26 protein-coding genes are annotated in these 26573 nt (G+C 73.0%); 12 read left to right on the plus strand and 14 right to left on the minus strand.

The annotated features are described in order from the left end of the window. Window positions 1-37: 37 nt before the first annotated feature. Both G7072_RS14005 and G7072_RS14010 read left to right on the plus strand, forming a co-directional pair. On the plus strand, window positions 38-862 hold the full coding sequence (locus G7072_RS14005; RefSeq protein WP_166087372.1) for a class I SAM-dependent methyltransferase: 825 nt from the start codon (window positions 38-40) through the stop codon (window positions 860-862). 49 nt (window positions 863-911) lie between these two features. Beyond that, on the plus strand, window positions 912-1316 hold the full coding sequence (locus tag G7072_RS14010; RefSeq protein WP_166087375.1) for a RidA family protein: 405 nt from the start codon (window positions 912-914) through the stop codon (window positions 1314-1316). A gap of 218 nt (window positions 1317-1534) precedes the next feature. Here G7072_RS14010 and G7072_RS14015 read toward each other — a convergent pair whose 3' ends face one another. Continuing rightward, the gene (locus G7072_RS14015; RefSeq protein ID WP_166087377.1) at window positions 1535-1891 is read right to left on the minus strand and encodes a TfoX/Sxy family protein; all 357 of its coding nucleotides are present in this window, start codon (window positions 1889-1891) and stop codon (window positions 1535-1537) included. A 113-nt stretch (window positions 1892-2004) separates the two neighbouring features. Continuing rightward, on the minus strand, window positions 2005-2859 hold the full coding sequence (locus G7072_RS14020) for an NAD(P)-dependent oxidoreductase (protein ID WP_166087379.1): 855 nt from the start codon (window positions 2857-2859) through the stop codon (window positions 2005-2007). A 149-nt stretch (window positions 2860-3008) separates the two neighbouring features. On the opposite strand from G7072_RS14020, the gene G7072_RS14025 reads away from it, so the two are divergent. Continuing rightward, window positions 3009-4187, plus strand: coding sequence for a zinc-dependent alcohol dehydrogenase (locus G7072_RS14025; protein WP_166087381.1), 1179 nt, complete (start codon window positions 3009-3011; stop codon window positions 4185-4187). Window positions 4188-4330: 143 nt separating this feature from the next. On the opposite strand, the gene G7072_RS14030 is transcribed toward G7072_RS14025, so the two are convergent. Genes G7072_RS14030 through G7072_RS14040 form a run of 3 tightly spaced genes read right to left on the minus strand, consistent with a single transcriptional unit; the run spans window position 4331 to window position 6620 of the window. Further along, complete coding sequence (locus G7072_RS14030) at window positions 4331-4489, minus strand: hypothetical protein (protein WP_166087383.1); 159 nt, start codon at window positions 4487-4489, stop codon at window positions 4331-4333. An 11-nt stretch (window positions 4490-4500) separates the two neighbouring features. After that, a complete protein-coding gene (locus tag G7072_RS14035) occupies window positions 4501-4749 on the minus strand; it encodes a hypothetical protein (protein ID WP_166087385.1) in 249 nt (82 codons plus the stop codon). Then, window positions 4746-6620, minus strand: coding sequence for a hypothetical protein (locus G7072_RS14040; protein ID WP_206063129.1), 1875 nt, complete (start codon window positions 6618-6620; stop codon window positions 4746-4748). The genes G7072_RS14035 and G7072_RS14040 overlap by 4 nt, the downstream gene beginning before the upstream one ends. 58 nt (window positions 6621-6678) lie before the next feature. Here G7072_RS14040 and G7072_RS14045 point away from each other — a divergent pair, with 58 nt between their 5' ends. From G7072_RS14045 to G7072_RS14055, 3 genes are all read left to right on the plus strand, one after another. Further along, window positions 6679-7437: a MerR family transcriptional regulator gene (locus tag G7072_RS14045; RefSeq protein WP_166087389.1), complete on the plus strand. Its 759-nt coding sequence runs from the start codon at window positions 6679-6681 to the stop codon at window positions 7435-7437. A gap of 68 nt (window positions 7438-7505) precedes the next feature. Further along, the gene (locus G7072_RS14050) at window positions 7506-7886 is read left to right on the plus strand and encodes a hypothetical protein (protein ID WP_166087393.1); all 381 of its coding nucleotides are present in this window, start codon (window positions 7506-7508) and stop codon (window positions 7884-7886) included. 82 nt (window positions 7887-7968) lie between these two features. Next, complete coding sequence (locus tag G7072_RS14055; protein WP_166087395.1) at window positions 7969-8868, plus strand: universal stress protein; 900 nt, start codon at window positions 7969-7971, stop codon at window positions 8866-8868. 34 nt (window positions 8869-8902) lie between these two features. On the opposite strand, the gene G7072_RS14060 is transcribed toward G7072_RS14055, so the two are convergent. Then, the gene (locus G7072_RS14060; RefSeq protein ID WP_206063131.1) at window positions 8903-9208 is read right to left on the minus strand and encodes a GNAT family N-acetyltransferase; all 306 of its coding nucleotides are present in this window, start codon (window positions 9206-9208) and stop codon (window positions 8903-8905) included. 154 nt (window positions 9209-9362) lie between these two features. On the opposite strand from G7072_RS14060, the gene G7072_RS14065 reads away from it, so the two are divergent. The 4 genes from G7072_RS14065 to G7072_RS14080 all read left to right on the plus strand — a co-directional run bounded on the left by G7072_RS14065 (window position 9363) and on the right by G7072_RS14080 (window position 14253). Further along, window positions 9363-10340 (plus strand): NAD(P)/FAD-dependent oxidoreductase, encoded by a 978-nt coding sequence (locus G7072_RS14065; protein ID WP_166087397.1) that lies wholly within the window; start codon window positions 9363-9365, stop codon window positions 10338-10340. A 9-nt stretch (window positions 10341-10349) separates the two neighbouring features. Beyond that, window positions 10350-11168, plus strand: a complete 819-nt coding sequence (locus tag G7072_RS14070) for an ABC transporter (protein WP_166087399.1) — start codon at window positions 10350-10352, stop codon at window positions 11166-11168. Between the two features lie 148 nt (window positions 11169-11316). Further along, entirely contained in the window at window positions 11317-11886 is a 570-nt protein-coding gene (locus tag G7072_RS14075; protein WP_166087401.1) for a TetR/AcrR family transcriptional regulator, read from the plus strand. A 60-nt stretch (window positions 11887-11946) separates the two neighbouring features. Next, a complete protein-coding gene (locus tag G7072_RS14080; protein ID WP_166087403.1) occupies window positions 11947-14253 on the plus strand; it encodes an MMPL family transporter in 2307 nt (768 codons plus the stop codon). A gap of 24 nt (window positions 14254-14277) precedes the next feature. Here G7072_RS14080 and G7072_RS14085 read toward each other — a convergent pair whose 3' ends face one another. Further along, window positions 14278-14913, minus strand: coding sequence for a hypothetical protein (locus G7072_RS14085; RefSeq protein ID WP_166087405.1), 636 nt, complete (start codon window positions 14911-14913; stop codon window positions 14278-14280). Between the two features lie 165 nt (window positions 14914-15078). On the opposite strand from G7072_RS14085, the gene G7072_RS14090 reads away from it, so the two are divergent. Further along, a complete protein-coding gene (locus tag G7072_RS14090) occupies window positions 15079-15315 on the plus strand; it encodes a hypothetical protein (protein ID WP_166087408.1) in 237 nt (78 codons plus the stop codon). 53 nt (window positions 15316-15368) lie between these two features. Here the strand turns inward: G7072_RS14090 and G7072_RS14095 are convergent, their stop codons facing one another. From G7072_RS14095 to G7072_RS14120, 6 genes are all read right to left on the minus strand, one after another. After that, window positions 15369-15701, minus strand: coding sequence for a cupin domain-containing protein (locus G7072_RS14095; protein ID WP_166087410.1), 333 nt, complete (start codon window positions 15699-15701; stop codon window positions 15369-15371). Window positions 15702-15784: 83 nt separating this feature from the next. After that, window positions 15785-16501 carry a respiratory nitrate reductase subunit gamma gene (gene narI / locus G7072_RS14100; protein ID WP_166087412.1) on the minus strand — a complete coding sequence of 239 codons (717 nt, stop codon included), beginning with the start codon at window positions 16499-16501 and terminating at the stop codon, window positions 15785-15787. 2 nt (window positions 16502-16503) lie between these two features. Next, complete coding sequence (gene narJ, locus G7072_RS14105) at window positions 16504-17265, minus strand: nitrate reductase molybdenum cofactor assembly chaperone (protein WP_240916957.1); 762 nt, start codon at window positions 17263-17265, stop codon at window positions 16504-16506. Continuing rightward, window positions 17262-18920, minus strand: coding sequence for a nitrate reductase subunit beta (gene narH, locus G7072_RS14110; protein WP_166087415.1), 1659 nt, complete (start codon window positions 18918-18920; stop codon window positions 17262-17264). Before narH ends, narJ begins: the two co-directional genes overlap by 4 nt. A gap of 178 nt (window positions 18921-19098) precedes the next feature. Next, window positions 19099-22896: a nitrate reductase subunit alpha gene (locus tag G7072_RS14115; protein ID WP_166087417.1), complete on the minus strand. Its 3798-nt coding sequence runs from the start codon at window positions 22894-22896 to the stop codon at window positions 19099-19101. Next, a complete protein-coding gene (locus G7072_RS14120) occupies window positions 22893-24176 on the minus strand; it encodes an MFS transporter (RefSeq protein WP_206063132.1) in 1284 nt (427 codons plus the stop codon). The genes G7072_RS14115 and G7072_RS14120 overlap by 4 nt, the downstream gene beginning before the upstream one ends. A 234-nt stretch (window positions 24177-24410) precedes the next feature. On the opposite strand from G7072_RS14120, the gene nhaA reads away from it, so the two are divergent. Next, entirely contained in the window at window positions 24411-25715 is a 1305-nt protein-coding gene (gene nhaA / locus G7072_RS14125) for a Na+/H+ antiporter NhaA (protein ID WP_206063133.1), read from the plus strand. A gap of 21 nt (window positions 25716-25736) precedes the next feature. Here nhaA and G7072_RS14130 read toward each other — a convergent pair whose 3' ends face one another. Then, window positions 25737-26573, minus strand: a complete 837-nt coding sequence (locus G7072_RS14130; protein WP_166087419.1) for a calcium-binding protein — start codon at window positions 26571-26573, stop codon at window positions 25737-25739.

Below are 26573 nucleotides of genomic sequence, written 5' to 3' on the forward strand. Positions count from 1 at the left end.
GGAGCACGGTGGGACCAGGACCTACAAGGAGGAACCCATGACCACGACCATCTCCGACGACGAGCTCAAGACCCGCCACCGCACGATGTGGGCCTCGGGCGACTACCCGACCATGGTGGAGACGTTCCTGCTGCCGCTCGGACCGCGGCTCGTCGAGGCGTGCGGGGTGACGGAGGGCGCGCGCGTCCTCGACGTCGCCGCCGGCACCGGCAACGCCTCGATCCCGGCCGCGCAGCGCGGGGCGCACGTCACCGCCAGCGACCTCACCCCGGAGCTGCTCGAGGCCGGACGGGCCCGGCCGGAGGCGCAGGGCCTCGACATCGACTGGGTGCCCGCCGACGCCGAGCACCTGCCGTTCGCGGACGGCTCGTTCGACGTCGTCATGTCGTCGATCGGCGTGATGTTCGCGCCGCACCACCAGGCGGCCGCGGACGAGCTGGTGCGGGTGCTGCGACCGGGCGGCACGCTGGGGCTGCTGAGCTGGACGCCGGAGGGGATGCTCGGTGCGCTGTTCGCGACGATGAAGCCCTACGCACCCCCGCCGCCCGCCGGCGCGCTTCCCCCGCCGCTGTGGGGCAGCGAGGAGCACCTGCGCGGTCTGCTCGGCGGCCGGGTGCGGCTCGACTCGGTCACCCGTGACGAGCTCGCGATCACCGCGTTCGGCCGGCCGCAGGAGTACGCCGAGCACTTCAAGGCGTTCTACGGGCCGACGCGTGCGGTGCGGGCCAACGCGGAGAAGGAGGGCCGGGCCCACGACTTCGACACCGACCTGGACACCTTCTGCGACCGGTGGAACCGCGGAACGCCGGAGGACGCGGTGTTCGGCAAGGAGTACCTGCTGACGGTGGGCACGCGCCTCTGACGCCGAGGCGTGGCAGGGTGGCACGGACCCCGACCGACCGGAGGAGCCCGTGCCACCCGTCTCCCTCGTGCGTGCCGCGTCGCTCGACGGCACCGTTCCCTACGCGTACGCCGCCGTCACCGCGCCGGGCAGCCTGGTCTTCACGGCCGGTGCCTGCCCGCTCGACGAGGCCGGCGACGTGGTGGCCGTCGGCGACGTCGCCGGGCAGGCGGCCGTCGTGATGGCCAACCTCGAGGTCGCGCTGGCCGCCGCCGGAGCCGGTCTGGACGACGTCGCCAAGTCGACGGTCTACGTCGCCTCGTCGCGGCGCGAGGACCTGGTCGCCGCGTGGGACGTCGTGCGCGCCGCCTTCGGTGACCACGACGCTCCGAGCACGTTGCTCGGGGTGGCCGCCCTCGGGTTCCCCGACCAGCTCGTCGAGGTCGAGGCGGTCGCGGCGCTGCCACCCGCCTGACGCGTACGTCGGGCGCGCCCGCCGACCCCGCAGATGCGTGGGAAAAGCACCTCCGGGCCGCCTCCCGACGTGCTTTTCCCACGCATCTGCGCTCGGTCGAGGTCCGGGTGTGAAGGCGTCCGGGCGTCGGGGCGTGAGGGGGGCGGGGCGTCCGGGCGTCCGGGCGTCCGGGCGTCGGTGCGTCGGGGCGTCGGTGCGTCGGGGCGTCCGGGCCGGGTCTAGCCCGGCGGCGTCTCGGCGCCCGGCTTGGGCGGCAGCGTCCGGACGTGGTCGCGACCGACCCCGACCCAGCGCGCCAGCACCTCGTCGTCGGTGACCGCGTCGGCCTCGACCCGCATCCAGCCCGTCATCTCCCGCCCGCGCATCACCATCGGGCCGGCTCCCGGCTCGGCGAGCAGCTCGTCGAGGCGCTCGGGCGGCACGCGCAGCATCAGCCCACCAGCACCGCTGACGGCCACCGCCATGTGGCCGCCGAGCAGGAACGCCAGCCCGCCGAACATCCGCTTCTCGGTCGACCCCGGCTCGCCCGCCAGCTCGTCGCGGACCCGGGCGGCCAGGGCTTCGTCGTACGCCATGGGTCCAGGGTGACCACCGGACCGCACGGATGTCGAGGCCGCCGAGCGACCCGCCGCGGACGACCCGCCGCGACCGAACCGCCGCGGACGACCTGCCGCGATGGGTCCGCAGCTCAGGCGTCGAAGGCAGAGCGCACGGCGGCCATGTCGGCTCCGCCGTGACCACGGGCCGACGCGTCGTCGTACAGGCCGAGCAGGGCGGTCAGCAGCGCGGGCGGCACGTGCGCGGTCTCTGCGGCGTCGAGCATCAGCCCGACGTCCTTGCGCACCCCGTCGACGGCGAAGGCCGGGGTGTCCCAGTCGCGCGACTGCATGAGTCCGCCCTTCAGCTGGGCGTACGGCGTGTCGACCGGCCCGCCCTTGATCGCCTCGAGGAACAGCGCGGGGTCGACCCCCTGCCCCTCGGCCAGCGCCATCGCCTGCGCGGTCGCGGCGTTGATGGTCGCGACCCAGGAGTTGCAGGCCAGCTTCAGCGCGCTGGCCGGGCCCACCTCGTCGGCGACCGTCACCACGCGCGAGCCGACCGCCCCGAAGACCGGACCCGCGGTCTCGCGCGCGGCCGCCGGGCCGGACACCAGCAGCACCAGCGCCCCGTCCTCGGCCGGCTTGCGCGTGCCGAGCACCGGAGCGTCGAGCAGCCGGTCGGACACCGAGCCGGCCGCCGACGCGATCCGCTTCATCCCGTCGGGGCCGACCGTGCTCGCCTGCACCCACACCGCCTCGGGACCGAGCGCCTCGGCGACCTCGGGGGCCACCGCGACCACGGAGTCGGCGTCGAACAGCATCGTCACCACCGCGTCGGCGCCGGTGACGGCCCCGAGGACCGAGGTCGCGGCTGTGATCCCCTTCCCGAGGTCGCGGGCCTTCTCAGGGGTGCGGTTCCAGGCCACCACCTCGTGTCCCTCGCGGGCGAGGGAGCGGGCCATGGCGGCTCCCATGATACCGGTTCCGAGCATCGCGACGCGCATGACGGGTTCCTACCCGGACGGTCGCCCACCCACCCCTACGGGCGTGTTGGCCCCCTCCCGGGCGGGGCAACCTCCACGGTCCCGTCACGACAGTCGGGCGGCCGACGGCCGCCGGCGAGGGACCCTCACGACATCGAGAGGACAGCCCCATGAAGGCAGTCACCTGGCAAGGCAAGCGCAACGTCGCGGTCCACGAGGTCCCGGACGCCCGCATCGAGCAGCCCACGGACGCGGTCATCAAGGTCTCGACCACCAACATCTGCGGCTCCGACCTGCACCTCTACGAGACGCTCGGCGCGTTCATGACGCCCGGCGACATCCTGGGCCACGAGCCGATGGGCACCGTGGTCGAGGTCGGCAGCGAAGTCCGCGACCTGAGCGTCGGCGACCGCGTCGTCATCCCGTTCCAGATCGCCTGCGGCCGCTGCTGGATGTGCGAGCGCGGCCTGCCCACGCAGTGCGAGACCACCCAGGTCCGCGAGCAGGGCACGGGCGCCGCACTCTTCGGCTTCTCCTCGCTGTACGGCGCGGTGGCCGGCGGCCAGGCCGAGCTGCTCCGGGTCCCCCACGCCGACTTCACCCACGTCAAGGTGCCCCAGGGTCCGCCGGACTCGCGGTTCGTCTACCTCTCCGACGTGCTGCCGACCGCCTGGCAGGGCGTGCAGTACGCCGACGTGCCCGAGGGCGGCTCCCTCGTCGTCATGGGTCTCGGCCCGATCGGCGACATGGCCTCACGCATCGCCACCCATCTCGGCCACCGCGTCATCGGCGTCGACCTCGTGCCCGAGCGTCTCGAGCGGCTGCGCGCCCGGGGCATCGACGCCGTCGACCTGCGCGAGCACGACGACCTCGGCGAGCACCTGCGCAGCCTGACCGACGGCCGCGGCCCCGACTCCGTCCTCGACGCGGTCGGCATGGAGGCCCACGGCTCCCCCGCCGCGACCTTCCTGCAGAACGTCGTCGGCTTCCTGCCCGACGCCGTCGCGGCCCCGATGATGAAGAAGGCCGGTGTCGACCGGCTCGCGGCGGTCTACGCCTCGATCGACGCCGTACGCCGCGGCGGGACGGTCTCGCTGTCCGGCGTGTACGGCGGAGCGCAGGACCCGTTGCCGCTGATGACGATGTTCGACAAGCAGCTCACGGTGCGGATGGGACAGGCCAACGTCAAGCGCTGGGCCGATGACATCCTGCCGCTGCTCACCGACGAGGACCCGCTCGGCGTCGACACGTTCGCCACGCACGAGCTGTCCCTCGACGAGGCGCCCCACGCCTACGAGATCTTCCAGAAGAAGCAGGACGGTGCGGTGAAGGTGCTGCTCAAGCCCTGATCCGCAGAGCCGAGCGGGCCGGGCCCGGCCGGCGCTCGGCGTACCTCCCGCCCCTGCTCCCCATGGCGTCCTGGCACTCCCCGTGCTCCGGACGCCGTGGGGAGCGCCAGTTCACCTGCATACCGTGGGAAACCGGCACCCGGTCAGGAGCCCGCGGGGGTGTGGCGCTCGGTCACCTCGATGAGGTGGGACAGGCGCTCGTCGTTGGTGCGCTTCAGCTCGGCGAGGACCTCGGCGAGGAGCTTGTTGGTGGTCTCCAGAGCGTCCTGCACCTGGGCGATTCCCGAGAGGTTGTTCAGCACGGCGGTTCTCCTCAGTTGAGCTGGTTGGGTCGGTCGAGCTGGTCGAGCTGGTTGGGTCGGTCGAGCTGGTCGAGCTGGTCGAGCTGGTTGGGTCGGTCGAGCGGGTGGGATCGGTCGAGCAGGTCGAGCCGGTTCTGGTCCCGACGTCGGGCGACGACGATGACGATCCCGAGGCCGAGGAACGGCCCGACGGCGAGCGCGACGAAGAGCACGAGCTCGATCGCGTGCAGGCTGCCCATGTGCAGCGCGACCGGGCTCACGAGGCGACCCGCTCCCGCTCACGCGGACGCACCGACCCGCCGGAGCGGGCGTAGCGGTTGACGCCCCAGCCGAGGGCGAGCACGAGGACACCGGAGCAGACGAGCACCACGAGCCCACCGGCGGCCCACAGCCAGCCGGCCACGCCGTCCTTGCGCTCGCGCTGCAGGAGCAGGTGCTCCTCGGCGAAGGCCCGCGTCTCGCCGGCGGTGGCGGGCACCTCGGGCGCGTCGATGGCCGGGTCGGCCGGCAGGAACACCGGGGCGGCGGTGAGGGTGCGGCCGTCGTGCACGCGCACCATCGTCTTCCAGGTGCCGCCGACCGGTGCCGGCTCGGTGAGGCGGTACTCGGTGGCCGAGACCCGCTCGAGCGGCTCGACGTGCAGGCCGTGGGCGTCGGGGACCGTGCCGGACCCCTCGCCCTGCCAGGCGGTGACGGTCACCCAGGCGGCCTCGTCGTCGACGGGTGCCCGGTTGAAGCGGACGGTGCCGACGACATGCTCGGGCGCCACGGTGCCGGTCGCGGCCGAGGTGGGCTCGAGGTCGAGCGTCACCGACAGGTCGTCGGGCACGTCGGTCCGCAGCCCGTCGTACGTCGCAGCGGAGATGGCGAGCACCGACAGGGCGAAGAGGCCGGCAGCGACGCGCGGGGCGGGCAGCCGCTGGTGGAGGCCGAGCGTGAGCAGCGCACCGAGCACGCCACCGGCGACGCCGCCGACCACGGCCAGCGCGACGCCCTCGACGAGGATGTCGCTGGTCCACGGCAACGGGAAGACCAGGCGCGTCCACCAGAACTCGGCGGCGAACCCGACGGTCCCGACGAGGAAACCGGCAACCGCGCCGAAGGCCAGCGGGCGACGACGAAGCAGCACGAGGGCTGCCACCTCGACCACGAGCGCCTCACCGAAGTAGAGCGGCACGGCGGCGAAGAGCTCGCCCAGGCCGGGGCCGACCAGCAGGCTGACGCCGCCGCGGACGAGCATGTAGAAGCCGACCGCGGCGAGCGCGCCCCCGCGTCCGATCCACATCCGGGCGGCGACGAGGGTGAGCGCGGCGGCGACGGCGATGAGCAGCGGCTGCAGGACCAGGCGGAACTGCGGGACGCCGAAGTCGAACTCGGCCTGGAAGACCGACAGCCCGATGAGCATGCCGCCCATGACGCCGACGCGGCGCAGCAGGCTGGGCAGCGACCCGTCGGCCTCGGGGGCGCCGCCGGGGTTGCGGGCGCGCAGCCCCTCCTGGAGCAGGATGGCCATCCCGACCAGCGAGAGACCGGCGCCGCCGATGAGCATGAGGTGGGTGGGGCCCCACAGCGTCACGTCCTGGCCGAAGAGCCGGTGCCAGACGTCGTCGAGGGGGAAGCCGAGCAGCGCGTAGGAGCCGGCCGCCAGGATCAGCAGTCCGCCGACGGGCATGGACCAGGTGCTGGTGACGCGGACCGCGGCGGGTCCGGCCTCGTCGCCGCGGGGCAGCGCGCACGCCAGGGCGCCCGAGGCGGACAGCCCGAAGAGCCCGATGAGGATCGGGTAGTGGGCCGGGTTGGCCAGCGGGCCCTCGTCGCGGCCGACGCCGATGTGCAGGGCGATGTCCCAGTACATGCCGATCAGCGCCGTGATGAGCGAGACCATCGCCGTCATCAGCGGGACGGTCGCCCACCCCGCGGCGCCGCCGAGGCCCTGGGTCGCCTCGGCCCGGGCGGTGAGCCGCGCCAGGACCGTGGTACGTCCGGAGCGGTGGGCCAGCAGGAGGGCACCGAGCGCGACGGACGCCACGACGACGACGCCGGTGGCCAGGACGACCTGGTCCAGCGGGGCCGGCCCGGCGGGCCGGGTGACCTCGGCGACCTCGGTCGCGGACAGCAGTGCGGCTGACATGTTCATCCCTCTATGTAACACCAAACGATGTCACAGTCACAAGTGTCATACTGCTCACATGAGCAGCACGTCCGACCCCGAGCCGTTCGTCATCGAGGAGCTCGCCCGACGCACCGGGATGACCGTCCGGTCGATCCGCGCCTACCAGTCCCGCAAGCTCCTGCCGCCGCCCGACGTCCGCGGCCGCACCGGCTGGTACGACGAGCGCCACGTCGCCCGCATCGAGCTCATCAAGGACCTGCAGAGCGAGGGCCTCAAGCTCGACTCCATCGCGCGGATGCTCGACAACGCCGGGCGCTCCGACGCCGACCTGCTGCGCTTCAGCCGCACCGTGGCCGGCCTGTTCGGCGACGCCCCCGGCACCATGTCCACCCTCGAGGACCTCCGGCAGCGCTTCGGCGTCGGCGAGTCCGAGGAGCGCAGCGTGCTGGCGCGCGCCGAGAAGCTCGGCATCATCCGCTCGGTCGGTGACGACCAGTTCGAGGTGCTCTCCACCCGCCTCGTCGACGCCGGCGAGCACGCCGTCCACACCCTCGGCCTGACCGCCGACGAGGCGCTGCGCGTCGTCGAGCGCCTGCGCCGCCACGCCGACGGCGTCGCCAGCACCTACCTCGACCTGTACGTCGACCGCGTCTGGGCACCCTTCGTCGACCGGGGCCAGCCGTCCGAGGAGTGGCCCGGCGTCCAGGACGCGCTGCAGATGGTGCGCAACCTGGCCACCGAGGCCCTGGTGGCGGCCTTCGAGATGGTCATGGCCGAGCGGGTCGACGAGGTGTTCGGGCGCGAGATCGGGCGCGACCGCAAGCGCCGTTCCTGACCCTGAAGGGTCCCGAACTGCCTACAGTGAGGGTCCGTCCGGCCGGGCGGTCTCACCTCGGAGGACTCGTGAAGTCGAAGATCACCGCCGTCGTCGCCGCCCTGGCGGTCGGCGTCCTGCTGGTGGGCGGGTTCCTGGCGCTCCAGGGCGACGGCAGCGAGGAGCGGCGCGAGGAGCGCGAGACCGCGCGCCAGGCCGGTCCGGCCGGCAACTGCGCGCCGCAGAGCGAGGAGAAGGCGCAGCAGGCCACCCGCGCCTTCCTCGACCGGTTCCTCGGCGAGGACGGCCAGGGCTCGCTCAAGGGCGTCGGTCCCACACAGCTCGGCGGCGGCTGGGTCCTCTTCGTCAGCACCGGCAACGAGAGCCCGCTCACCAAGGAGCCGGACTGCTTCATGGGCGTCCCGGTGCGCTACCAGCGCACGCCGCCGGACATCCCCACCAACGAGTGACCCCGGGTGCAGGGCCGGTCGACCCTCGCGGTGATGACATCCGGGCCTGCCGGGCAGGCACGCGCCGCGACACGCTGAGGGCATGACCTTCACCCCTCCCCGTGGCGCCGTCGTGGTCGGCGTCGACGACTCCGACGCCAGCACCCGGGCCCTCGAGGCCGCCGCCCTCGAGGCGACCGCCTCCCACCGGCCCCTGCACGTCGTCCACGCCTGGTCGGCGCACCCGACCGGCTACGCGCCCGGGACCTACCCGCACACCGCCGTCGGCCTGTCCGACGCCCTCAAGGAGTACGCCGCCACCGTGCTCACCCGGGCGGTCACCGGCGTGCGGGAGGCCCACCCGGGTCTCGAGGTGACCGAGGAGCTGGCCATGGGTGACGCCCGCCAGGTCCTCGAGACGCGCTCGGAGGAGGCCGCCGTGCTCGTGGTCGGCTCGCGCGGCCACGGTGCGCTCAAGCGGATGCTGCTCGGCTCGACCAGCGCCTGGCTCGCCCGTCACGCCCACAGCCCGCTGCTCGTCGTACGCCCCTCGCTGGACGGCGAGAAGCGAGGTGTCGCGGTCGGCACCGACGGCGGGCACGCCTCCGCGAACGCCCTCGCCCACGCCTACGCGGCGGCGTCGCGCCGCGGCACCGGACTGACGGTCGTCACCTGCTACGACCCCATCCCCCGCCACGTCAACGACGGCTCCCCCGACCTGCAGCCGGGCGAGCCGGAGGCGGTCCGCCGCACGATGGCCGAGGCGGTGGCCGGCCTCGCCGAGAAGTACCCCGACGTCGAGGTCACCCTCGACGCCGTCGCCAGCCCGGCGGTGGACCACCTCGTCGAGCTCTCCGACCACGTCGGGCTGCTCGTCGTCGGCTCGCACCGGCGGTCCCGGATCGGCTCGCTCACGCACCTGTCGACCAGCCGGGTCGTCGTCGAGCACGCCCGCTGCGCGGTCGCCGTCGTCCCCGAGACCGAGGACCGAGCGGCCGTCTGACCGGGCGCCGGGCGACCGGGCGACGTGACCGGGGTCAGTCGGTCGCGGTGCTCCGCGGCGCCCGGTAGTCGAGGTCGGCGTAGTCGGGGTGCCGCTGCATCCACGACTGCACGAAAGGGCAGGTCGGCAGCACGGGCAGGCCCTGGCGACGCACGTCGTCGAGGGCGGCGCGCACCAGGCGGCTCCCCACCCCCTTGCCCTCCCAGCCCGGGTCGATCTCGGTGTGGGTGAAGACGATGAGCCGCTCGGCCTTCTGGTAGGCCGCGAAGCCGATCACGGCACCGCCCTCACCGTCGGTGATCTCGTAGCGGCTGCTGGCGGGGTTGTCGCGGACCTGCACGGCGTCCTCCTGGCTCGGCGAGGTGCTCGAGTGTGCCAGCCCTGCCCGCCCCGGGTCGTCCCGCCCCGGATCCACACGTCGGACTTGCCAAACCGGCAAGAAAGGTTGCCACCAGGCTCCGACGCGGCGCACGCTCACCTCGGAGGTGGTCGAGATGACCGATCGGTTGGAGAAGGACTACGACGTCGTCGTGATCGGCGGAGGAGCCGCCGGGCTCAACGGCGCGCTGATGCTGGGACGGTCGCGGCGCTCGGTCGTCGTGATCGACGGCGGGCACCCGCGCAACGCCCCGGCGCACGCGGTGCACGGCCTGCTGGGGCACGACGGCACGCCCCCGGGCGAGCTGCTGGCGCGCGGCCGCGCGGAGGTGCGCTCGTACGGCGGCCACGTCGTGACGGGCGAGGTGGTGACCGCGGAGCCCACGGACCTCGCGGCCGACGCCGACGACGGGTCTCCGGCGCCCGGGTTCACGGTGACGCTCGCCGACCGACGCACGGTGACCGCGCGGCGCCTGCTCGTGACGACCGGGCTGGTCGACGAGCTGCCCGACGTGCCCGGCGTGCGCGAGCAGTGGGGTCACGACGTCATCCACTGCCCCTACTGCCACGGCTACGAGGTGCGCGACCGGGCCATCGGCGTCCTGGCGACGACACCGATGGCCACCCACCAGGCCCTGCTGTTCTCCCAGCTCAGCGACGACGTCGTCCTGCTCTCCCACACCAGCCCGCCGGACGACGAGCAGCGGGCTCTCCTCGACGCCCGCGGCGTCCGGGTCGTGACCGGGGAGGTCGAGGCGCTCGTGGCAGAAGGCGGCCGAGTGACGGGCGTCCGCCTCGTCGACGGCTCGGTCGCGCCCCGCGAGGTCGTGACGGTGCAGTCACGGATGGTGGCGCGGGCCGGCTTCCTGTCCGGCCTGGGGCTCGCGGTGGTCGACCACCCCAGCGGCCTGGGCGTGCACCTGCCCGTCGACACGTTCGGGCGCACCGACGTGCCCGGGGTGTGGGCGGCCGGCAACGTGGCCGACCTCGCGGCGCAGGTCGGCGCCTCGGCTGCCGCCGGGGCGATGGCGGGGGCCCAGATCAACGCGGACCTGGTGATGGAAGCGGCCCGGCGGGCCCCGGCGCCCGCCTAGGCTTCGCGCATGGCCTCTCCGCTCGACCGCGCCCTCGCGCGCCCCGACACGTCCCTGCTGCTCCACCGGGCGACCGCGCTCGCCGCCCTGCCGGGCCAGCTCGCCGTGGCCGGGGTGAACATCACGTTGGCCGCCGGGGAGCTGATGGCGCCGCGGGGGCCGATGCGGCGTCGCGGCGGCTACCTCGACCAGCTCTCGGCCCTGCTGGGCGAGGACGGCATGATCGGCAAGCTCGACGCGATGAGCCGTGACCCGCAGAGCCCGCTGGGTCGCATCGCGGCCATCTCGCGGGCGGCCGGCGCGGACCGGCCGCTGGGCAAGGCGCTGGCGCCCGGCGGCTTCCTCGACCGCTTGCTCGCCGAGGACGGCCCCCTGGGACGCATCCTGAGCGAGAACGGCGCCGCCGACCGGTTCCTCGCCCCGAACGGGCCCCTCGACCGGCTCCTCGCGCCGGGCGGCGCGCTCGACCGGCTCCTCGTCGAGGACGGTCCGCTGGAGCGGCTGGTCACCGACGAGGGGGCGCTGGACCGGATCACCCGCCCGGGCGGCGCGCTCGACACGGTGCTCGCCGAGGGCGGGCTGGTCGACCGGCTGCTGGAGGACCGCGGCTTCGTCGAGAAGCTGGTCGCCCACGGCGGCACCCTCGACCAGCTGGTCGCCCTCGGACCGATCCTGGAGAAGGTGCACCCGCGCCTGCTCGAGCTCGTCGAGGTGCTGCCGCAGCTGCACGACTCGGTCACCACGCTCTCGGAGACGGTCGGCCCGCTCGGCGACCTCGCCAACCGCATCCCGGGCGGGCGCCGCAAGGCTCTCTCCAGCGGCAGCTGACGCCACCGGCGCCGCGGGCCGAGCGCCCGACCGCCTCGGGGCCGCGTGACGGTCGCCACGCTTTTTGCACTCACTTGATCAGAGTGCAAGAATGCACTCTGTGGACAAGAGTGCAGAAACGAAGGGTCGGAGCGACCGCCGTCAGCGGATGCTCCACCGCATCACGCTGACGGCCCAGCGGCTGACCGACGACCGCGGGCTCGACGGCTTCACCATGGACGACCTCGCCGCAGCGGTCGACGTCTCGCGACGCACGCTCTTCAACTACTACCCGAGCAAGGTCGACGCCGTCCTCGGTCCGGACCCCGACCTCGACGACGAGGTGTGGGCGACCTTCGTCGCCGGCGGCCCGTACGGCGACCTCGTCGAGGACCTCATCGCGTTGGCCGCCCACGTCCTCGAGGCCAAGACCCTCACCCGTGAGGAGCTCGCCCTCGGACGCCGCGTGATGCTGGCCGAGCCGCGGCTGCTCGCCGCCGTCCACGAGCGGCTGGCGAGCGTGAGCGCCGACCTGGGCGCCCTGCTCGTCGCGCGCACCGGCGAGAAGCTCGACCTGGCCACGGCCCAGCTGCTGGTCCGCGTCCTGGCCGCCACCTTCGACTGCGCCCTCGACCGCGCGCTGTCCGACGACACGCTGGCCGCCGACGCCATGCCGCAGCTCGTCGCCGAGAACATCCGCGCCCTGCGCGACCTCTTCACCGGCGCCTACGGCACCTGACCCGCAGGTCCCCGGCACCCCCAGTCCCCCGCCCCGCCCCCCACTCCAGGAGTCCCCCGCATGGCCACCCTGCTCTACCGCCTCGGACGCGCGTCGTTCCGCCGCTGGCCGATCGTCCTCGCCCTCTGGCTCGTCACCGTGGTCGTCGTCGGCACCGCCGCGGCCACGCTCGCCAAGCCGACCACCGACACCTTCTCCATCCCCGGCATCCCGTCCGAGGAGGCCGCCGACCTGCAGCAGGAGCTGTTCCCGACCGCCCAGGACGCCTTCGACCAGGCCACCGTGAACGTGGTCGTCGCCGCGCCCGAGGGCGAGACGCTCACCGACCCCGGCCCCGCGAAGGCGGTCGACGCCCTGGTCGCCGACCTCGAGGCGATCGACGACGTGCCTGCCGAGCCCGCGCTCGCCAACCCCGGCACCGCCGGTCCGGCCCAGGTCGACGCGATGGTGAAGAGCGCCGTGAAGGCCGGCACCCCGCGCGCCGAGGCCGTCGCCGACGCCGAGACCCTGTCCCCGCTGAGCGAGGACGGCCGCGTCGGGCTGATCACCTTCGCCTTCGACGTCGACACCGTGACCGACGTGGACCCCGCCACCCAGGACGCCGTACGCGGCGCGCTCGACGACGCCCGTGACGCGGGCCTCGAGGCCGAGGTCAACGGGCAGGGCATGCAGAGCTTCGCCCCGCCCGGCGGGGAGTCCGAGCTCATCGGCATCGCGGTCGCGCTCGCCGTCCTGGTGCTGACCTTCGGCTCGCTGGTCGCCGCCGGGCTGCCGATCCTCACCGCCCTCATCGGCATCGGGATCGGGATCTCCGGCATCACCGCCGCCACCGCGTTCCTCGACCTGGGCTCCAGCACCGCGACCCTGGCCACGATGATCGGCCTCGCGGTCGGCATCGACTACGCGCTGTTCATCCTGGCCCGCTACCGCTCCGAGCTGCGCCGCACCGACGACCGCGAGGAGGCGGTCGGCGTCGCCGTCGGCACCGCCGGCTCCGCGGTGGTCTTCGCCGGCCTGACGGTGCTCATCGCGCTGGCCGCGCTCGCCGTCGTCCGCATCCCCTTCCTGACCGCGATGGGCATCGCGGCCGCCGCCACCGTGCTGATCGCGGTCCTGGTCGCGCTCACGCTCCTGCCCGCGCTGCTGGGCCTGTTCAAGTCCAAGGCGTTCGGCGGCACCGTCCGCCGCTACCGCCCGAAGCACGACGAGCAGGGCCAGGTCGTCAACAACGGCGCCCGCTGGGCCCGCGTGGTCGGCAGGCGTCCGGTCGCGGTCGCCCTGCTGGTCGTCGTCGTCCTCGGGGTGCTCGCCACCCCGGTGCGCGACCTCTACCTCGCCTTCCCGAGCGACAGCACGGCGGCGACCGACACCACCCAGCGCCGCGCCTCCGACCTCATCTCGGCGTCGTTCGGCCCCGGCCGGGAGGCGCCGATGATCGCCGTCGTCGACGCGCGCGACGTGGCCGAGGACGAGCGCGGCCAGGCCTTCGGCGACGTCGTCGCCTGGGCCGCTGCGCAGGAGGGCGTCGCCAACGCCCAGGTCGCCGGCACCAGCGAGGCCGGTGACGGCGCGCAGGTCCTCATCACCCCCGAGGCCGGCCCCGACGACCCTGCGACGCAGGACCTGCTCGACGAGCTGCGCTCCACCGAGGAGGCCACCGAGGCCGACACCGGTACGACGATCGGGGTGACCGGCCTGACCGCCATCACCACCGACGTCTCCGAGCGGCTCGACGCCGCCCTGCCGGTCTACCTCGCCGTCGTCATCGGCCTGGCGTTCCTGCTGCTGATGGTCGTCTTCCGCTCGGTGCTGGTGCCGCTGACCGCCACCCTCGGGTTCCTGTTCTCGGTGCTCGCCACCCTGGGCGCGACGGTCGCGGTGTTCCAGGAGGGCATGTTTGGCCTGGTCGACCCGCAGCCGATCGTCAGCTTCATGCCGATCTTCCTCATCGGCGTGGTCTTCGGCCTGGCGATGGACTACCAGGTGTTTCTGGTGACCCGGATCCGGGAGGCACACGTGCACGGGGCCTCGCCGCGCGAGTCGGTCGTCGACGGCTTCCGCAACAGCGCCCGGGTGGTGGCCGCCGCGGCGGTCATCATGACTGCGGTCTTCGCCGCCTTCATGCTGATCGACGAGCCGATCATCAAGTCGATGGGCTTCGCGCTGGCCGTCGCGGTCCTGCTGGACGCCTTCGTGGTCCGCATGACGCTGATCCCGGCCCTGATGTACGTCCTGGGCGAGAAGGCCTGGTGGCTGCCCCGCTGGCTCGACCGCCTGCTGCCGGACGTGGACGTCGAGGGCGACTCGCTGCGCAAGCACATCGCCGCGCAGGCCGAGACCCGCGACCGCGAGCTCGTCGGCGCCTGAGGGCTCTCGGAGGGCGGTCCGAGGTCAGCGACCGGTGCGGGCGGCGAGAGCCGCCCGCATCTCGGTCGCGACCCGACGACCCCAGGCGTAGGCCCGCTCCTCCTCACCGGGCAGGAGCGGTCCAGGCGTCCCGGTGACGTAGAAGCTCTCGTGCTCGACGGTGCGGTAGCCGTGACGCCCGAGCTGCTTCAGCGCGGACGTCGCCGCCGAGCCGGGCAGGTGCCGCATCAGCTCGACGCGGGTGTCGAAGGTGGCCGCCATCGCGTCGCGGCTGCGCACCGGCAGGGTGCCGATCCACTCCCGCACCCCGGACATCACCGGCCCGGTCGCCCCCTGGCGTACGGCGTCCTCCCGCGTCGACTGGCGCGGGAGGGCGAAGGCGTGGGTGGGCGCGCCGACGAGCAGCATCCGCACCGACTGCGTCATCTCGGGCTCGACGCGGTTCGCCGCTGCGAGCGCCACCGAGGCGTCCCCCTCGAGCGCGGCCGCCACCCCCTCGGCGACCGCCATCGCGATCGTCCTGGTGTTGCCGAACGACGACTCGTGGACGACGAGCGCGGAGACGCGCCCCTCGGCTGCTCCGAGGTCGGCGAGGTCGAGGTCGGCGTAGACGGGGCCCTGCTGGACGGGCACCCGGAGCGGGTGGTTCGGGGTGGTCATGGGTGGGGTCCTCCGGTGACAGGCGACGGTCGGGCCACGGTCGGGCTTCGTCACCTCCACACTCCTCGCCTCGGGGACCCCTGGCTAGGGCTGCCCGTCAGCGGTACGGATGACTATGGTCAGACGACTGTCCGACAACGTGCCCGATCACAGGAAGGAGCTGCCGTGGAGCCCGGGACCGACCCCGACGACACCCGGAAGTCGGAGGACGCCGAGGCGCTCGTCGCCGACCTGCAGCGCTGGGAGGACTCCGGGGCGGTGTGGCGCGTCGTCCACCGCGCCCCCGGCGAGGTCACCGTCGCGCTGCTGCGCTGCGACGGCGGCGAGGAGGTGGGCCGGCTGAGCGGCGGCGGGTCGGCCTGGCTGGGCCTCCTCGAGGGCCGCGAGGGCAGCGACGACTGAACGGCGCCTCTGCGGCGACCGTGCCGTCGACGTGCGGCCACCGAAGGCCCGGCTCAGCGGCGCTTGGCCACCGTCAGCAGCACAACCGAGTCCTCGACGGCCTCGAGCGAGTGGCGCGCGTCGGGGATCGTGAGCAGGTCGCCCGGGGAGCCGTTCCAGCGGTCCTCCCCCGCGACGAGCGTGACGCGCCCGTGCAGCACCTGCAGGGTGGCCTCCCCCGGGCTCTCGTGCTCGTCGAGCTGCGACTCCCCGCGCAGCGCGATGACGGTCTGGCTGAGCGCGTGCTCGTGACCGCCGTACACGGTGTGGGCGCTGCGGCCGCTGGTCGCGTGGCGGGCCTTGTCGAGGTGGTGGCGCTGCAGGGCGGTGAGTGATTCCTTCTGCACGGGGAGCTCCTGGGTCGAGGTGACACCGATCGGGGTGAGGGCCGGGGTGAGGTTCGGGGGGCGGTGCGGTCGGGCGGGGGCGCTCAGCCCACGCGGTCCCACCCCCGCCGGGGGCGGTGGCTGCCGAGCCGGTCGTCGCGGCTGCGGTAGACGATGTAGGGCCGCGTCAGGTAGCCCAGCGGGGCGCTGAAGACGTGCACCAGCCGGGTGAAGGGCCACAGCGCGAAGAGGACCATCGCGGCCAGCCCGTGCAGCTGGAAGCCGATCGGTGCCGCCCCCATCAGCTCGGGATGCAGGGAGAAGCGGAAGATGCCGCGGAACCAGATCGACACCCCCTCGCGGTAGTCGTAGTGGCCGAACACGTTGGCGATCACGGTGTTGGCCAGCCCGAGGACGATCACGGTCGCCAGCACGGCGTACATCGCCTTGTCCATGCGGGTGGTGGCCGAGAAGACCGGCCCCACCGTGCGCCGGCGGTAGATCAGGATCGTCATGCCGACGACGGTGCCGAAGCCGGCCACGGCCCCGACCGAGACGGCGAGGACGTGGTAGAGCCCCTCGGAGACCCCGACGGCCTCGGTCCACGACTTCGGCACGCCGAGCCCCATCACGTGGCCGAGGAACACGGCCAGGATCCCGAAGTGGAACAGCGGGCTGCCCCAGCGCAGCAGCCGGTCCTCGTAGAGCTGCGAGGACCGGGTGGTCCAGCCGAACTTGTCGTAGCGGTAGCGCCACACGTGACCGACGACGAAGGTCGTCAGGCAGACGTAGGGCACGACCACCCACAGGAAGGTGTCCATCCTCAGCCCCCTGCCCGGAACGTCGGCATCGGCAGGAGGGTGGGTCCGCTCGGCCCCGGCGGGCCGGGCGGCGCCGGCCCCGGGTCGAAGCCGGGCGTCGCGTACGGCGTCAGCCCGACCTCCTCGGCCGGTGGGCCCTCGGCGGCCAGCCGTCGCACCGCCTCGACCTCTTCGCCGCGCAGGGGCGGGAAGGTGGCCGTCACGGCCTCGACCGCCCCCGCCCAGCGCGAGCCCTTCTCGGCCAGCGACATCCGGAGCAGCTCGAGACCGGCCCGGTGGTCGAGCAGCAGCTGGAGGCCCTGCTCCTGGTCGACGGTGGCGGCGTACTCCAGGACCACGGAGAGGTGGTCGGGCAGCTCGGCGCCGACCGGTGTGGTCTCGTCGACCGCGACGCCGGACGCCTGGTAGGCCTGCTTGAAGCGCAGCAGCGCGAGGCCGCGCTTGCGGGTGTCCCCGTGGGCGAAGTAGGTCAGGAAGAGGTTGTGGCGGCGCCGGCTGTCGAAGGTTTCGACGTAGTCGGCCTCGAGGTCGGGCAGCGGCAGCTCCGCGAGCGCGGTCGCGCTGCGGCGCAGCGGCTCGCCGACCGCCTCCGGCAGGGTCCGGCTCCCCTCCGCCACGAGAGCCAGGTGGTCGAGCAGGTGCTGGTCGGGGTAGCCCAGCAGCAGCGAGGCCGACTGCCAGGCGACGAGGCGCTGCTCGCGGGCCAGGTGCGAGCCCCGCTCCCCTGACGACCGGCGTGAGGCGCGCTCCCGGAGCCGGCTCACGGCTCGTCCGTCCCGTCCGAGCGCGGCGGGAACAGCCCGCCCGGGCTGCCCTTGCCGTCCCAGCTGAGCAGGTTGACCCGCGACCGCTTGTCCTCCGGCGACGCCAGGGTGTCGGACGTCTGGCGCTCCTGGAGCATCTGGAAGTTCTCCACCGCGATCGGGGTGAGCCCGCCCGAGCCCTCGCCGAAGATCTCCGGGTTTCCGCCGCCGTACTCCGAGACCGAGCACTCGGTGGCGATCTCCTCCAGCGAGTGGGCCTGCTCGGCGTGGGCAGTGGGGATGACGTAGCGCTCGTCGTACTTCGCGATCGCCAGCAGGCGGTACATGTCGTACATCTCCTCCTCGGTCATGCCGACCGCGGCGGGGATGGAGGGGTCCGCCTCCCGCCCGAGGTTGAGGTCGCGCATGTAGCACCGCATCGCGGCGAGCTTCTTCAGCACGCCGTCCACCGGCGCGACGTCGCCGGCGGTGAAGAGCTCGGCGAGGTACTCCACCGGGATCCGCAGCGCGTCGATGGCGGCGAAGAGGTTGCCGCTGTCCTCGGCGTCCTCACCGGTGTCGCGGACCACGTCGACGACCGGCGACAGCGGCGGGATGTACCAGACCATCGGCATCGTGCGGTACTCCGGGTGCAGCGGCAGGGCGACCTTGAACCGGTTGATCAACGCGTGGATCGGGGAGCGCTGCGCGGCCAGGACCCAGTCGCGCGGGATGCCGTCACGCTCGGCGGCGCGCACCACCTCGGGGTCGTTCGGGTCCAGCAGCACCGAGCGCTGCGCCTCGTAGAGGTCGTGCTCGTCGGGGGTGGACGCCGCCTCCTGGACCCGGTCGACGTCGTACAGGACGAGCCCGATGTAGCGCAGCCGACCGACGCAGGTCTCCGCGCACACCGTCGGCAGCCCGACCTCGACCCGCGGGAAGCAGAACGTGCACTTCTCGGCCTTGCCGGTGCGGTGGTTGAAGTAGACCTTCTTGTAGGGGCAGCCCGAGACGCACATCCGCCAGCCGCGGCAGCGGTCCTGGTCGACCAGCACGATGCCGTCCTCCGCGCGCTTGTAGATCGCGCCGCTGGGGCACGACGCCGCGCAGGACGGGTTGAGGCAGTGCTCGCAGATCCGCGGCAGGTAGAACATGAAGGTCTGCTCGAACTCGAACGTCACCTTGTCGGCGATCTTCGCGAGCATCGGGTCGAGCTTCTCCGTGGCCTTCGAACCACCCAGGTCGTCGTCCCAGTTCGACGACCACTCGATCTTCATGTCCTTGCCGGTCAGCAGCGACTTCGGCCGCGCCACCGGGGTGTGCTCCTGCGCGGGAGCGTCGGTCAGCGTGGCGTAGTCGTAGGTCCACGGCTCGTAGTAGTCGTGGATCGACGGCATCTTGGGGTTGGAGAAGATCGTGGCGAGCTTCTTCAGGCGCCCGCCCGCCTTCAGCTTCAGCCGACCGCGACGGTTCAGCTCCCAGCCGCCCTTCCACTCCTCCTGGTCCTCGTAGCGACGTGGGTAGCCCTGCCCGGGCCGCGTCTCCACGTTGTTGAACCAGACGTACTCCGTGCCGGTGCGGTTGGTCCACGCCTGCTTGCACGTGACCGAGCACGTGTGGCAGCCGATGCACTTGTCGAGGTTCATCACCATCGCCATCTGCGCCATGACCTTCATCAGCGGGTCACCTCGGTCGCCGTGGAGGTCGAGCCTGTCGAGACCATCAGTAGGTCACCTCTGTCCTGGCGGTCGAGCCTGTCGAGACCATCAGTAGGTCACCTCTGTCCTGGCGGTCGAGCCTGTCGAGACCATCAGTAGGGCACCTCTGTCCTGGCGGTCGAGCCTGTCGAGACCATCAGTAGGTCACCTCTTGCGAACGTCGGCGGATCACGGTGACCTCGTCGCGCTGGTTCCCGGTGGGACCGAGGTAGTTGAAGGCGAAGGCGAGCTGCGCGTAGCCGCCGATGAGGTGGCTGGGCTTGACCAGGATGCGGGTCAGCGAGTTGTGGATGCCGCCGCGCTTGCCGGAGGTCTCCGCGATCGGTACGTCGATCAGCCGGTCCTGGGCGTGGTGCATGTAGACCGTGCCCTCGGGCATCCGGTGCGAGACGATCGCGCGGGCCACCACGACGCCGTTGCGGTTGACCGCCTCGATCCAGTCGTTGTCCTCGATGCCGACCTTGGCGGCGTCGCGGTCGCTCATCCAGATCGTCTGGCCGCCGCGCGAGAGCGACAGCATGAACAGGTTGTCCTGGTACTCCGAGTGGATCGACCACTTGTTGTGCGGCGTCAGGTAACGCACCGTCACCCCCAGCTCGCCGGTGCTCCCGATGTCCGGCTCCCCGAAGAGGGCGCCCATGTTCAGCGGTGGTCGGTAGACCGGCAGCCCCTCCCCGAGCTCGCTCATCCAGTCGTGGTCGAGGTAGAAGTGCTGCCGCCCGGTGAGGGTGTGCCAGGGCTTGAGGCGCTCGACGTTGATCGTGAAGGGCGAGTAGCGGCGCCCCCCGGTCTCCGAGCCCGACCACTCCGGCGAGGTGATCACCGGCACCGGCGCGGCCTGGGTGTCGGCGAAGGTGATCTGCTTGCCCTCGTGCTCGGCGGCCAGGTCGTGCAGCAGCCGGCCGGTCCGCTTCTCCAGGGTCCTGAAGCCCTGCGTCGCGAGGTGGCCGTTGGTGGTGCCCGACAGCGCCAGGATCGCCTCGCAGGCGTGCACGTCGCGCACCAGCGAGGGTCGCCCGTCGCCGGCCCCGCCGCGGATCGCGCCGTTCTTCGCGCGCAGGTAGTCGATGGAGGCGGTGACGTCGTAGGTGACGCCCTTCGTCGTCGTCCCCAGCTTCTCCAGCAGTGGCCCGAGCGCCTGCATCTGCGCCCCGACGGCCGGGTAGTCGCGGGTGACCTCGACGATCTTCGGCATGGTCACGCCCGGGACCGGCGCGCACTCGCCGTGCTTCCAGTCGCGGACCACGCCGTGCGGGTTGGCCATCGCGTCCGGGGTGTCGTGCAGCAGCGGTACGGCGACCACGTCGGTGCGGGTGTCGAGCCGCCCGACGGCGAGCTCGCTGAACTTCGTGGCGATCGTCTGCCAGGCGTCCCAGTCGGTCCGGGTCTGCCAGGGCGGGGCGATGGCGGGGTTGAACGAGTGGATGAAGGGGTGCATGTCGGTGGTGTTGAGGTCGTGCTTCTCGTACCACGTGGCCGCCGGCAGCACGATGTCGGAGAAGATCGTCGTGCTGGTCTGGCGGAAGTCGAGGGTGAGCAGCAGGTCGAGCTTCCCCTCGGGCGCGGTCTCGTGCCAGTCCACCTCCTGCGGCCGGTGGGCCTCCCCTGCCTCGGTGGCGCGCAGCGAGCTGTCGGTGCCGAGCAGGTGCTTGAGGAAGTACTCGTTGCCCTTGCCCGACGAGCCCAGCAGGTTGGCTCGCCAGATCGCGAGGATGCGCGGGAAGTTCTCCGGCGCGTCGGGGTCCTCGGCCGCGAAGCGCAGGTCGCCGCTCTGCAGCTGCTCGACGACGTGCTCGGCGACCGGCGTGCCGGCGGCCGCGGCCTCGTCGGCGAGCTCGAGCGGGTTGCGGTCGAAGGTCGGGTAGGACGGCATCCAGCCCATCCGCGCGCTCTTGGCGATGACGTCGGCCGTGCTCAGCCCCGCCAGCTGCCCGGTGCCGGTGGCCGCCGCGACGGTGTCGGCGCCGAAGGTGTCGTAGCGGAACTGGTCGGTGTGGAGGTACCAGTAGGCGGTGTGGATCATCTGCCGCGGCGGACGGACCCAGTCGAGGCCGAAGGCGAGCTGGGCCCAGCCGGTGACCGGCCGGCACTTCTCCTGGCCGACGTAGTGCGCCCAGCCGCCGCCGTTGACGCCCTGGCAGCCCGTCAACGTCGTCAGGGCCAGGAAGCCGCGGTAGATCGTGTCGGAGTGGAACCAGTGGTTCGTCCCGGCCCCCATGAGGATCATCGAGCGGCCCTTCGACTCCTCGGCGTTGGCCGCGAACTCGCGCGCGATCCGGGCCGCGGCCGCCGCGGGCACGCCGGTGATCGCCTCCTGCCAGGCCGGGGTGTACGGCGCGGTGGCGTCGTCGTACCCGGTGGGCCAGTGGCCCGGCAGCCCGTCGCGGGCGACGCCGTACTGGGCGAGCATGAGGTCGAGGACGGTCGTCACCAGGTGGCCGTCGATGCGGCGCACCGGCACCCCGCGCGTCAGCGAGTCGGCGGTGCCGTCGACGTCGTCGAAGCGGGGCAGCTCGACGAGCGCGGAGTCGTGGGTGGTGCCGAGCAGGGTCAGCCGGGGGTCGACGCCGTCCAGGTCGAGGTTCCAGGACCCGACGCCGCTGTCGCCGAAGCGGTGGCCGAGCGCGCCGTTGGGCACCACCGGCTCGTCGCTGCGGGCGTCGACGACGACGGTCTTGAAGTGCGCGTTCTCGACGTGGCGGTGCGCGGCCAGGTCGGCCGCGGTCAGGAACTTGCCGGGCCGGTAGGTCGAGCCCCCGGTGGTCGAGCCCCCGGTGGTCGAGCCCCCGGTGGTCGAGCCCCCGGTGGTCGAGCCCCCGGTGGTCGAGCCCCCGGTGGTCGAGCCCCCGGTGGTCGAGCCTGTCGAGACCTCCACCTCGTCGAGCACCACGAGGTGGGGCAGGTCGGTGTACTTCTTCGTGTAGTCGGCGAAGTACGGCGTCGTCCGGTCGACGAAGAACTCCTTGAGCACGACGTGGCCCATCGACATGGCCAGCGCACCGTCGGTGCCCGGCGCGATCGCCAGCCACTCGTCGGCGAACTTCACGTTGTCGGCGTAGTCGGGCGCGACCACGACCACCTTCTGACCGCGGTAGCGCGCCTCGGTCATCCAGTGCGCGTCGGGGGTGCGCGTGACCGGCACGTTGGAGCCCCACATGACGAGGTAGCCGGCGTCCCACCAGTCCCCCGACTCCGGCACGTCGGTCTGGTCGCCGAACACCTGCGGGGAGGCGACGGGCAGGTCGGCGTACCAGTCGTAGAAGGAGAGCATCGAGCCGCCGACCAGCGAGGTGAAGCGGGCGCCGGAGGCGTGGGAGACCATCGACATGGCGGGGATCGGGGAGAAGCCGGCGACCCTGTCGGGGCCCCACGTCATGATCGTGTGGACGTAGGCGGCGGCGATCATCTCGGTCGCCTCGTCCCAGCTCGCCCGGACCAGGCCGCCCTTGCCGCGGGCGGCCTTGTAGGCCTTCGCGCGCTGGGGGTGGTCGACGACGTGGGCCCACGCCTTCACCGGGTCGCCGTCGTGCTGCGTCTTCGCCTCGCGGTACATCTGCAGCAGCACGCCGCGGACGTAGGGGTAGCGCACCCGGGTCGGCGAGTAGGTGTACCAGGAGAAGGCGGCGCCGCGCGGGCAGCCGCGGGGCTCGTACTCCGGGCTGTCGGGTCCCACCGACGGGTAGTCGGTCTGCTGGGTCTCCCAGGTGATGATCCCGTCCTTGACGTAGACCTTCCAGGAGCACGAGCCGGTGCAGTTCACCCCGTGCGTCGACCGCACCACTGTGTCGTGGCTCCACCGGTCGCGGTAGAAGTCGTCGGCCTCCCGTCCGCCCTGGTGGGTCAGCGTCCTCAGGTCCTCGGACACCGTGCCCTGGGTGAAGAACCGTCGGCTGCGCAGCAGCGCGTCGCCGACGCGGTCGGAGGGTGACGTCATGCGAGGACCTCTCGTCGGGTGGAGCCGAGCTCGGTGCGTCGTACGACGGTGAGGGTGAGGACCAGCGTCAGGGCGGCGGTGACCGACAGCAGCCACAGCCCGATGGCGTAGGAGTCGGTGCGGCCGTAGACGTAGCCCATGACGAGCGGGGGCACGAAGCCGCCGAGCCCGCCCGCGGCGCCGACCAGGCCGGTCACGCCGCCGACCCGCGACGGGTCGGTCACCTTGGCCACCAGCGCGAAGGTCGCGCCGCTGCCCGAGCCGAGGGCCGCGGCCATGGCCAGGAACGCCACCGTGCCGATGTGCTCGAGGAGCGGGTGGGTCGCGGCCACCCCGGCCCCCACGACGACCACGGCGTAGCCGGAGGCGAGGACGGGGACGGCACCGAAGCGGTCCGAGAGCCAGCCCCCGACCGGGCGCATCAGCACCGCCACCACCACGAAGCCGGCCATCCGGTTGGCGGCGTCCGCCGGGGTGAGGTCGTAGTCGGTCTTGAGGTAGGACGGCAGGTAGACCGAGAACGCGACGTAGCCGCCGAACGCGACGGCGTAGAGCAGGCAGGCCTGCCAGGTGATCGGCAGACGCGCGTTGGCCGACAGCCGGGCGGCCAGGGACGTCGTGGGGACGGAACGTCCCGGGGCGTCACGCAGGACCAGCCACGCCACCACGGCGTACACCGCCAGCGCGACGGCGGTGATGAGGAACGGAGCCTTCTCCCCCGCGTCGGTGAAGAGTCGGACCGTGGTCAGGGCGCTGACGGCGGTGCCGCCCATGCCCGCCCCGAAGATGCCGACCGCCAGGCCCCGACGCTCCGGGGGGAACCACGCGTTGACGAAGGGGACGCCGACGGCGAAGGCGGTGCCGCCGATCCCGAGGAAGAACCCGCCCACCAGGACGAGCGCGTAGGAGTCCAGCGCGAAGAAGGCGAGGAACAGGATCGGCACCGTGGTCGCCGCCGAGACGAGCGGGAACATCACGCGCCCGCCGAAGCGGTCGGTCAGCGCACCCACCAGGATGCGGCCGAGCGACCCCACCACCACCGGCACCGCGACCATCAGCGCGACGTCGGACTCGCTGAGGGCTCCGAGTGACCCGCTCTCGCGGAACAGCGGGCCCAGCGGGCTGAGCAGCGCCCAGGCCCAGAAGTTCACGGCGAAGCCGATCGTGGCCACCACGAGCATCACCCACGGGGAGCCGTGGGTCCCGGTGCCACCATCGCTGTGGGCAGCGGTGTCGGCGCCGTCGGACCTCGTGGTGCTGTGCTGTGTCGTCCGGGCCATCAGGTGCCCTTCCCGCGCAGTCGTCCCTCACCATGGCAGCAGCGGGTGTGCCCCGGCTACCTCTCGCGCCCCACCTTGTCGGTGCGGGGCAGCCGGGGTGAGGGCCGCTCGTCAACGACCCGAGTGACCAACGTCGTCCGCGGGGGTTGAGGCCACAACCTGTGGGAAGGTTGGTCGTGGTGCGCCGGGAAGTCTGGTCGGCAACGGATCCGTCGACCCTGGAGGTTCTCCCCCGTGTCCCGTGAGCAGCGCCACGCCCGCCGTACCTTCCTCGGACGGGGGTCCTGGGCCGAGACCGCCCGCATCGCCGAGGTGCTCCGCCAGGAGACCGTCGGAGGGGCGCTGCTGCTGCTCGGCACGGTGGTCGCCCTGGTGTGGATCAACTCCCCGGCCGGGGACTCCTACGTCGCGCTGCGCGACCTCACCGTCGGACCGTCGGCCCTGCACCTCGACCTCACGCTGGGCACCTGGGCGGCGGACGGGCTGCTGGCGGTCTTCTTCTTCGTCGTCGGCCTGGAGCTCAAGCGGGAGTTCGTGGCCGGCGACCTGCGCGACCCCAAGCGTGCCGCGCTGCCGATCCTGGCCGCGGTCGGCGGTGTGGTCGTGCCGGCGGTGGTCTACGCCCTGGTCACCTTCCGCACCGACGGGGCGCTGCAGGGCTGGGCCATCCCGACCGCCACCGACATCGCCTTCGCGCTCGCGGTGCTGGCCATCATCAGCACCCACCTGCCGAGCGGCATGCGGACCTTCCTGCTCACGCTGGCGGTGGTCGACGACCTGATCGCGGTCACGATCATCGCGGTGTTCTACACCTCCGACCTGGCGTTGCTGCCGCTGGCCGCGGCGCTGCTGCCGCTCGGGCTCTTCGCCCTCCTGGTCCAGAAGCGGGTCCGGTCCTGGTGGCTGCTGCTCCCGCTGGCGCTCGTCACGTGGGTGCTCATGCACGAGTCCGGCGTGCACGCCACCGTCGCGGGCGTGCTGCTCGGCTTCACGGTGCCGGTGATCCGCTCCCGGGCCGCGGGCGGCCCCGACGCCGGCCCGGGCCTGGCCGAGCACTTCGAGCACCGGATCCGCCCGTTGTCGGCCGGCGTCGCCGTCCCGGTCTTCGCGTTCTTCGCCGCCGGTGTCGAGATCGGCGGCCTCGAGGGCCTGGGCGACTCGCTGGCCGACCCGGTCGCGCTGGGCATCGTGCTGGCGCTGGTGCTCGGCAAGCCGATCGGCATCGTCGGCACGACGTACGTCGTCGCCCGCTTCACCCGGGCGAGCCTCGACGAGGAGCTGAGCTGGCTCGACGTGGTCGGGCTCGGCCTGCTCGCCGGCATCGGCTTCACCGTGTCGCTGCTGATCGGCGACCTGGCGTTCGGAGGCGGCGGCGACACCGACGACCACGTCAAGGTCGGCATCCTGCTCGGCTCGCTGGTCGCCGCCCTGCTCGCGAGCGTCCTCGTCAAGACCCGCGACCGGGTCTACCGCCGCATCTGGGAGGCCGAGAACGTCGACGACGACCAGGACGGCGTCCCCGACGTCTACCAGCGCTGAGGCGGCCCCGCTCGTGCTCGGTCAGCGGTGGAGGCGCTCGCAGTCGCGTCGGGTGTCCCCGCGCTCGGTCCAGGCGTGGTCGCGCCCGTCACCGCAGGAGATCGCGTCGGCCCCGTCGCCGCCGTAGAGGCGGTCCCGACCGGGCCCGCCGCCGACCTGGTCGCGGCCCGCGCCGCCGCGGACGACGTCGTCGTCCTCGACACCGACGAGCCGGTCACCACCGCGACCGCCCTTGATGACGTCGTCCCCGATGCCCGTGCGGATCCAGTCGCTGCCCCGGCCGCCGAAGACCCGGTCGACCCCGGTGTAGCCGTTGACGAAGTCGTCGCCGTCACCGAGGCGTACGACGTCGTGCCCGGCGTCGGCGAGCACCGAGAGGTTGTAGCGGGCCGGCAGCGAACGGGCGTCGACGAGGTCGTTGCCGAGCCGGGGCACGACGCCGAGCCGCATCGGGTGGCGCTTGGTGACGCGGTCGGAGACCCGGCAGAGCGCGCCGATGCCGACGCGGACCCGGACGCGCTCGCAGGAGCGCAGCCTCTCGCGCAGCTCGGCCGTGCCGGGGTCGACGATCCGCAGGCCGTTGCGGGTCTCGGTGATCCGCATCCGGCTGTGCTGGAGACCGGCGGTGACGAGGTAGCCCCGCCGGGTGCGCTCGATCTGCAGCCACCGCTGGGGAGCAGGAGCCTTCCGTGCCGCGGCGGGGGCGAGCGCGACCTGCGAGACGGCCGCGGAGGACGGGGCCGCGACGGGCGAGGCGCCGGCGGACACGGGCACGACCGTGCCCAGGACGAGGAGAAAGGCCGCCCCCGCCGCCGGGACGAGCCCGGCGGCGGTGGACGGCCTCAGCCGTGCCTTCAC

This window comes from Nocardioides sp. HDW12B (genome assembly GCF_011299595.1).
Taxonomy (GTDB): domain Bacteria; phylum Actinomycetota; class Actinomycetes; order Propionibacteriales; family Nocardioidaceae; genus Marmoricola_A.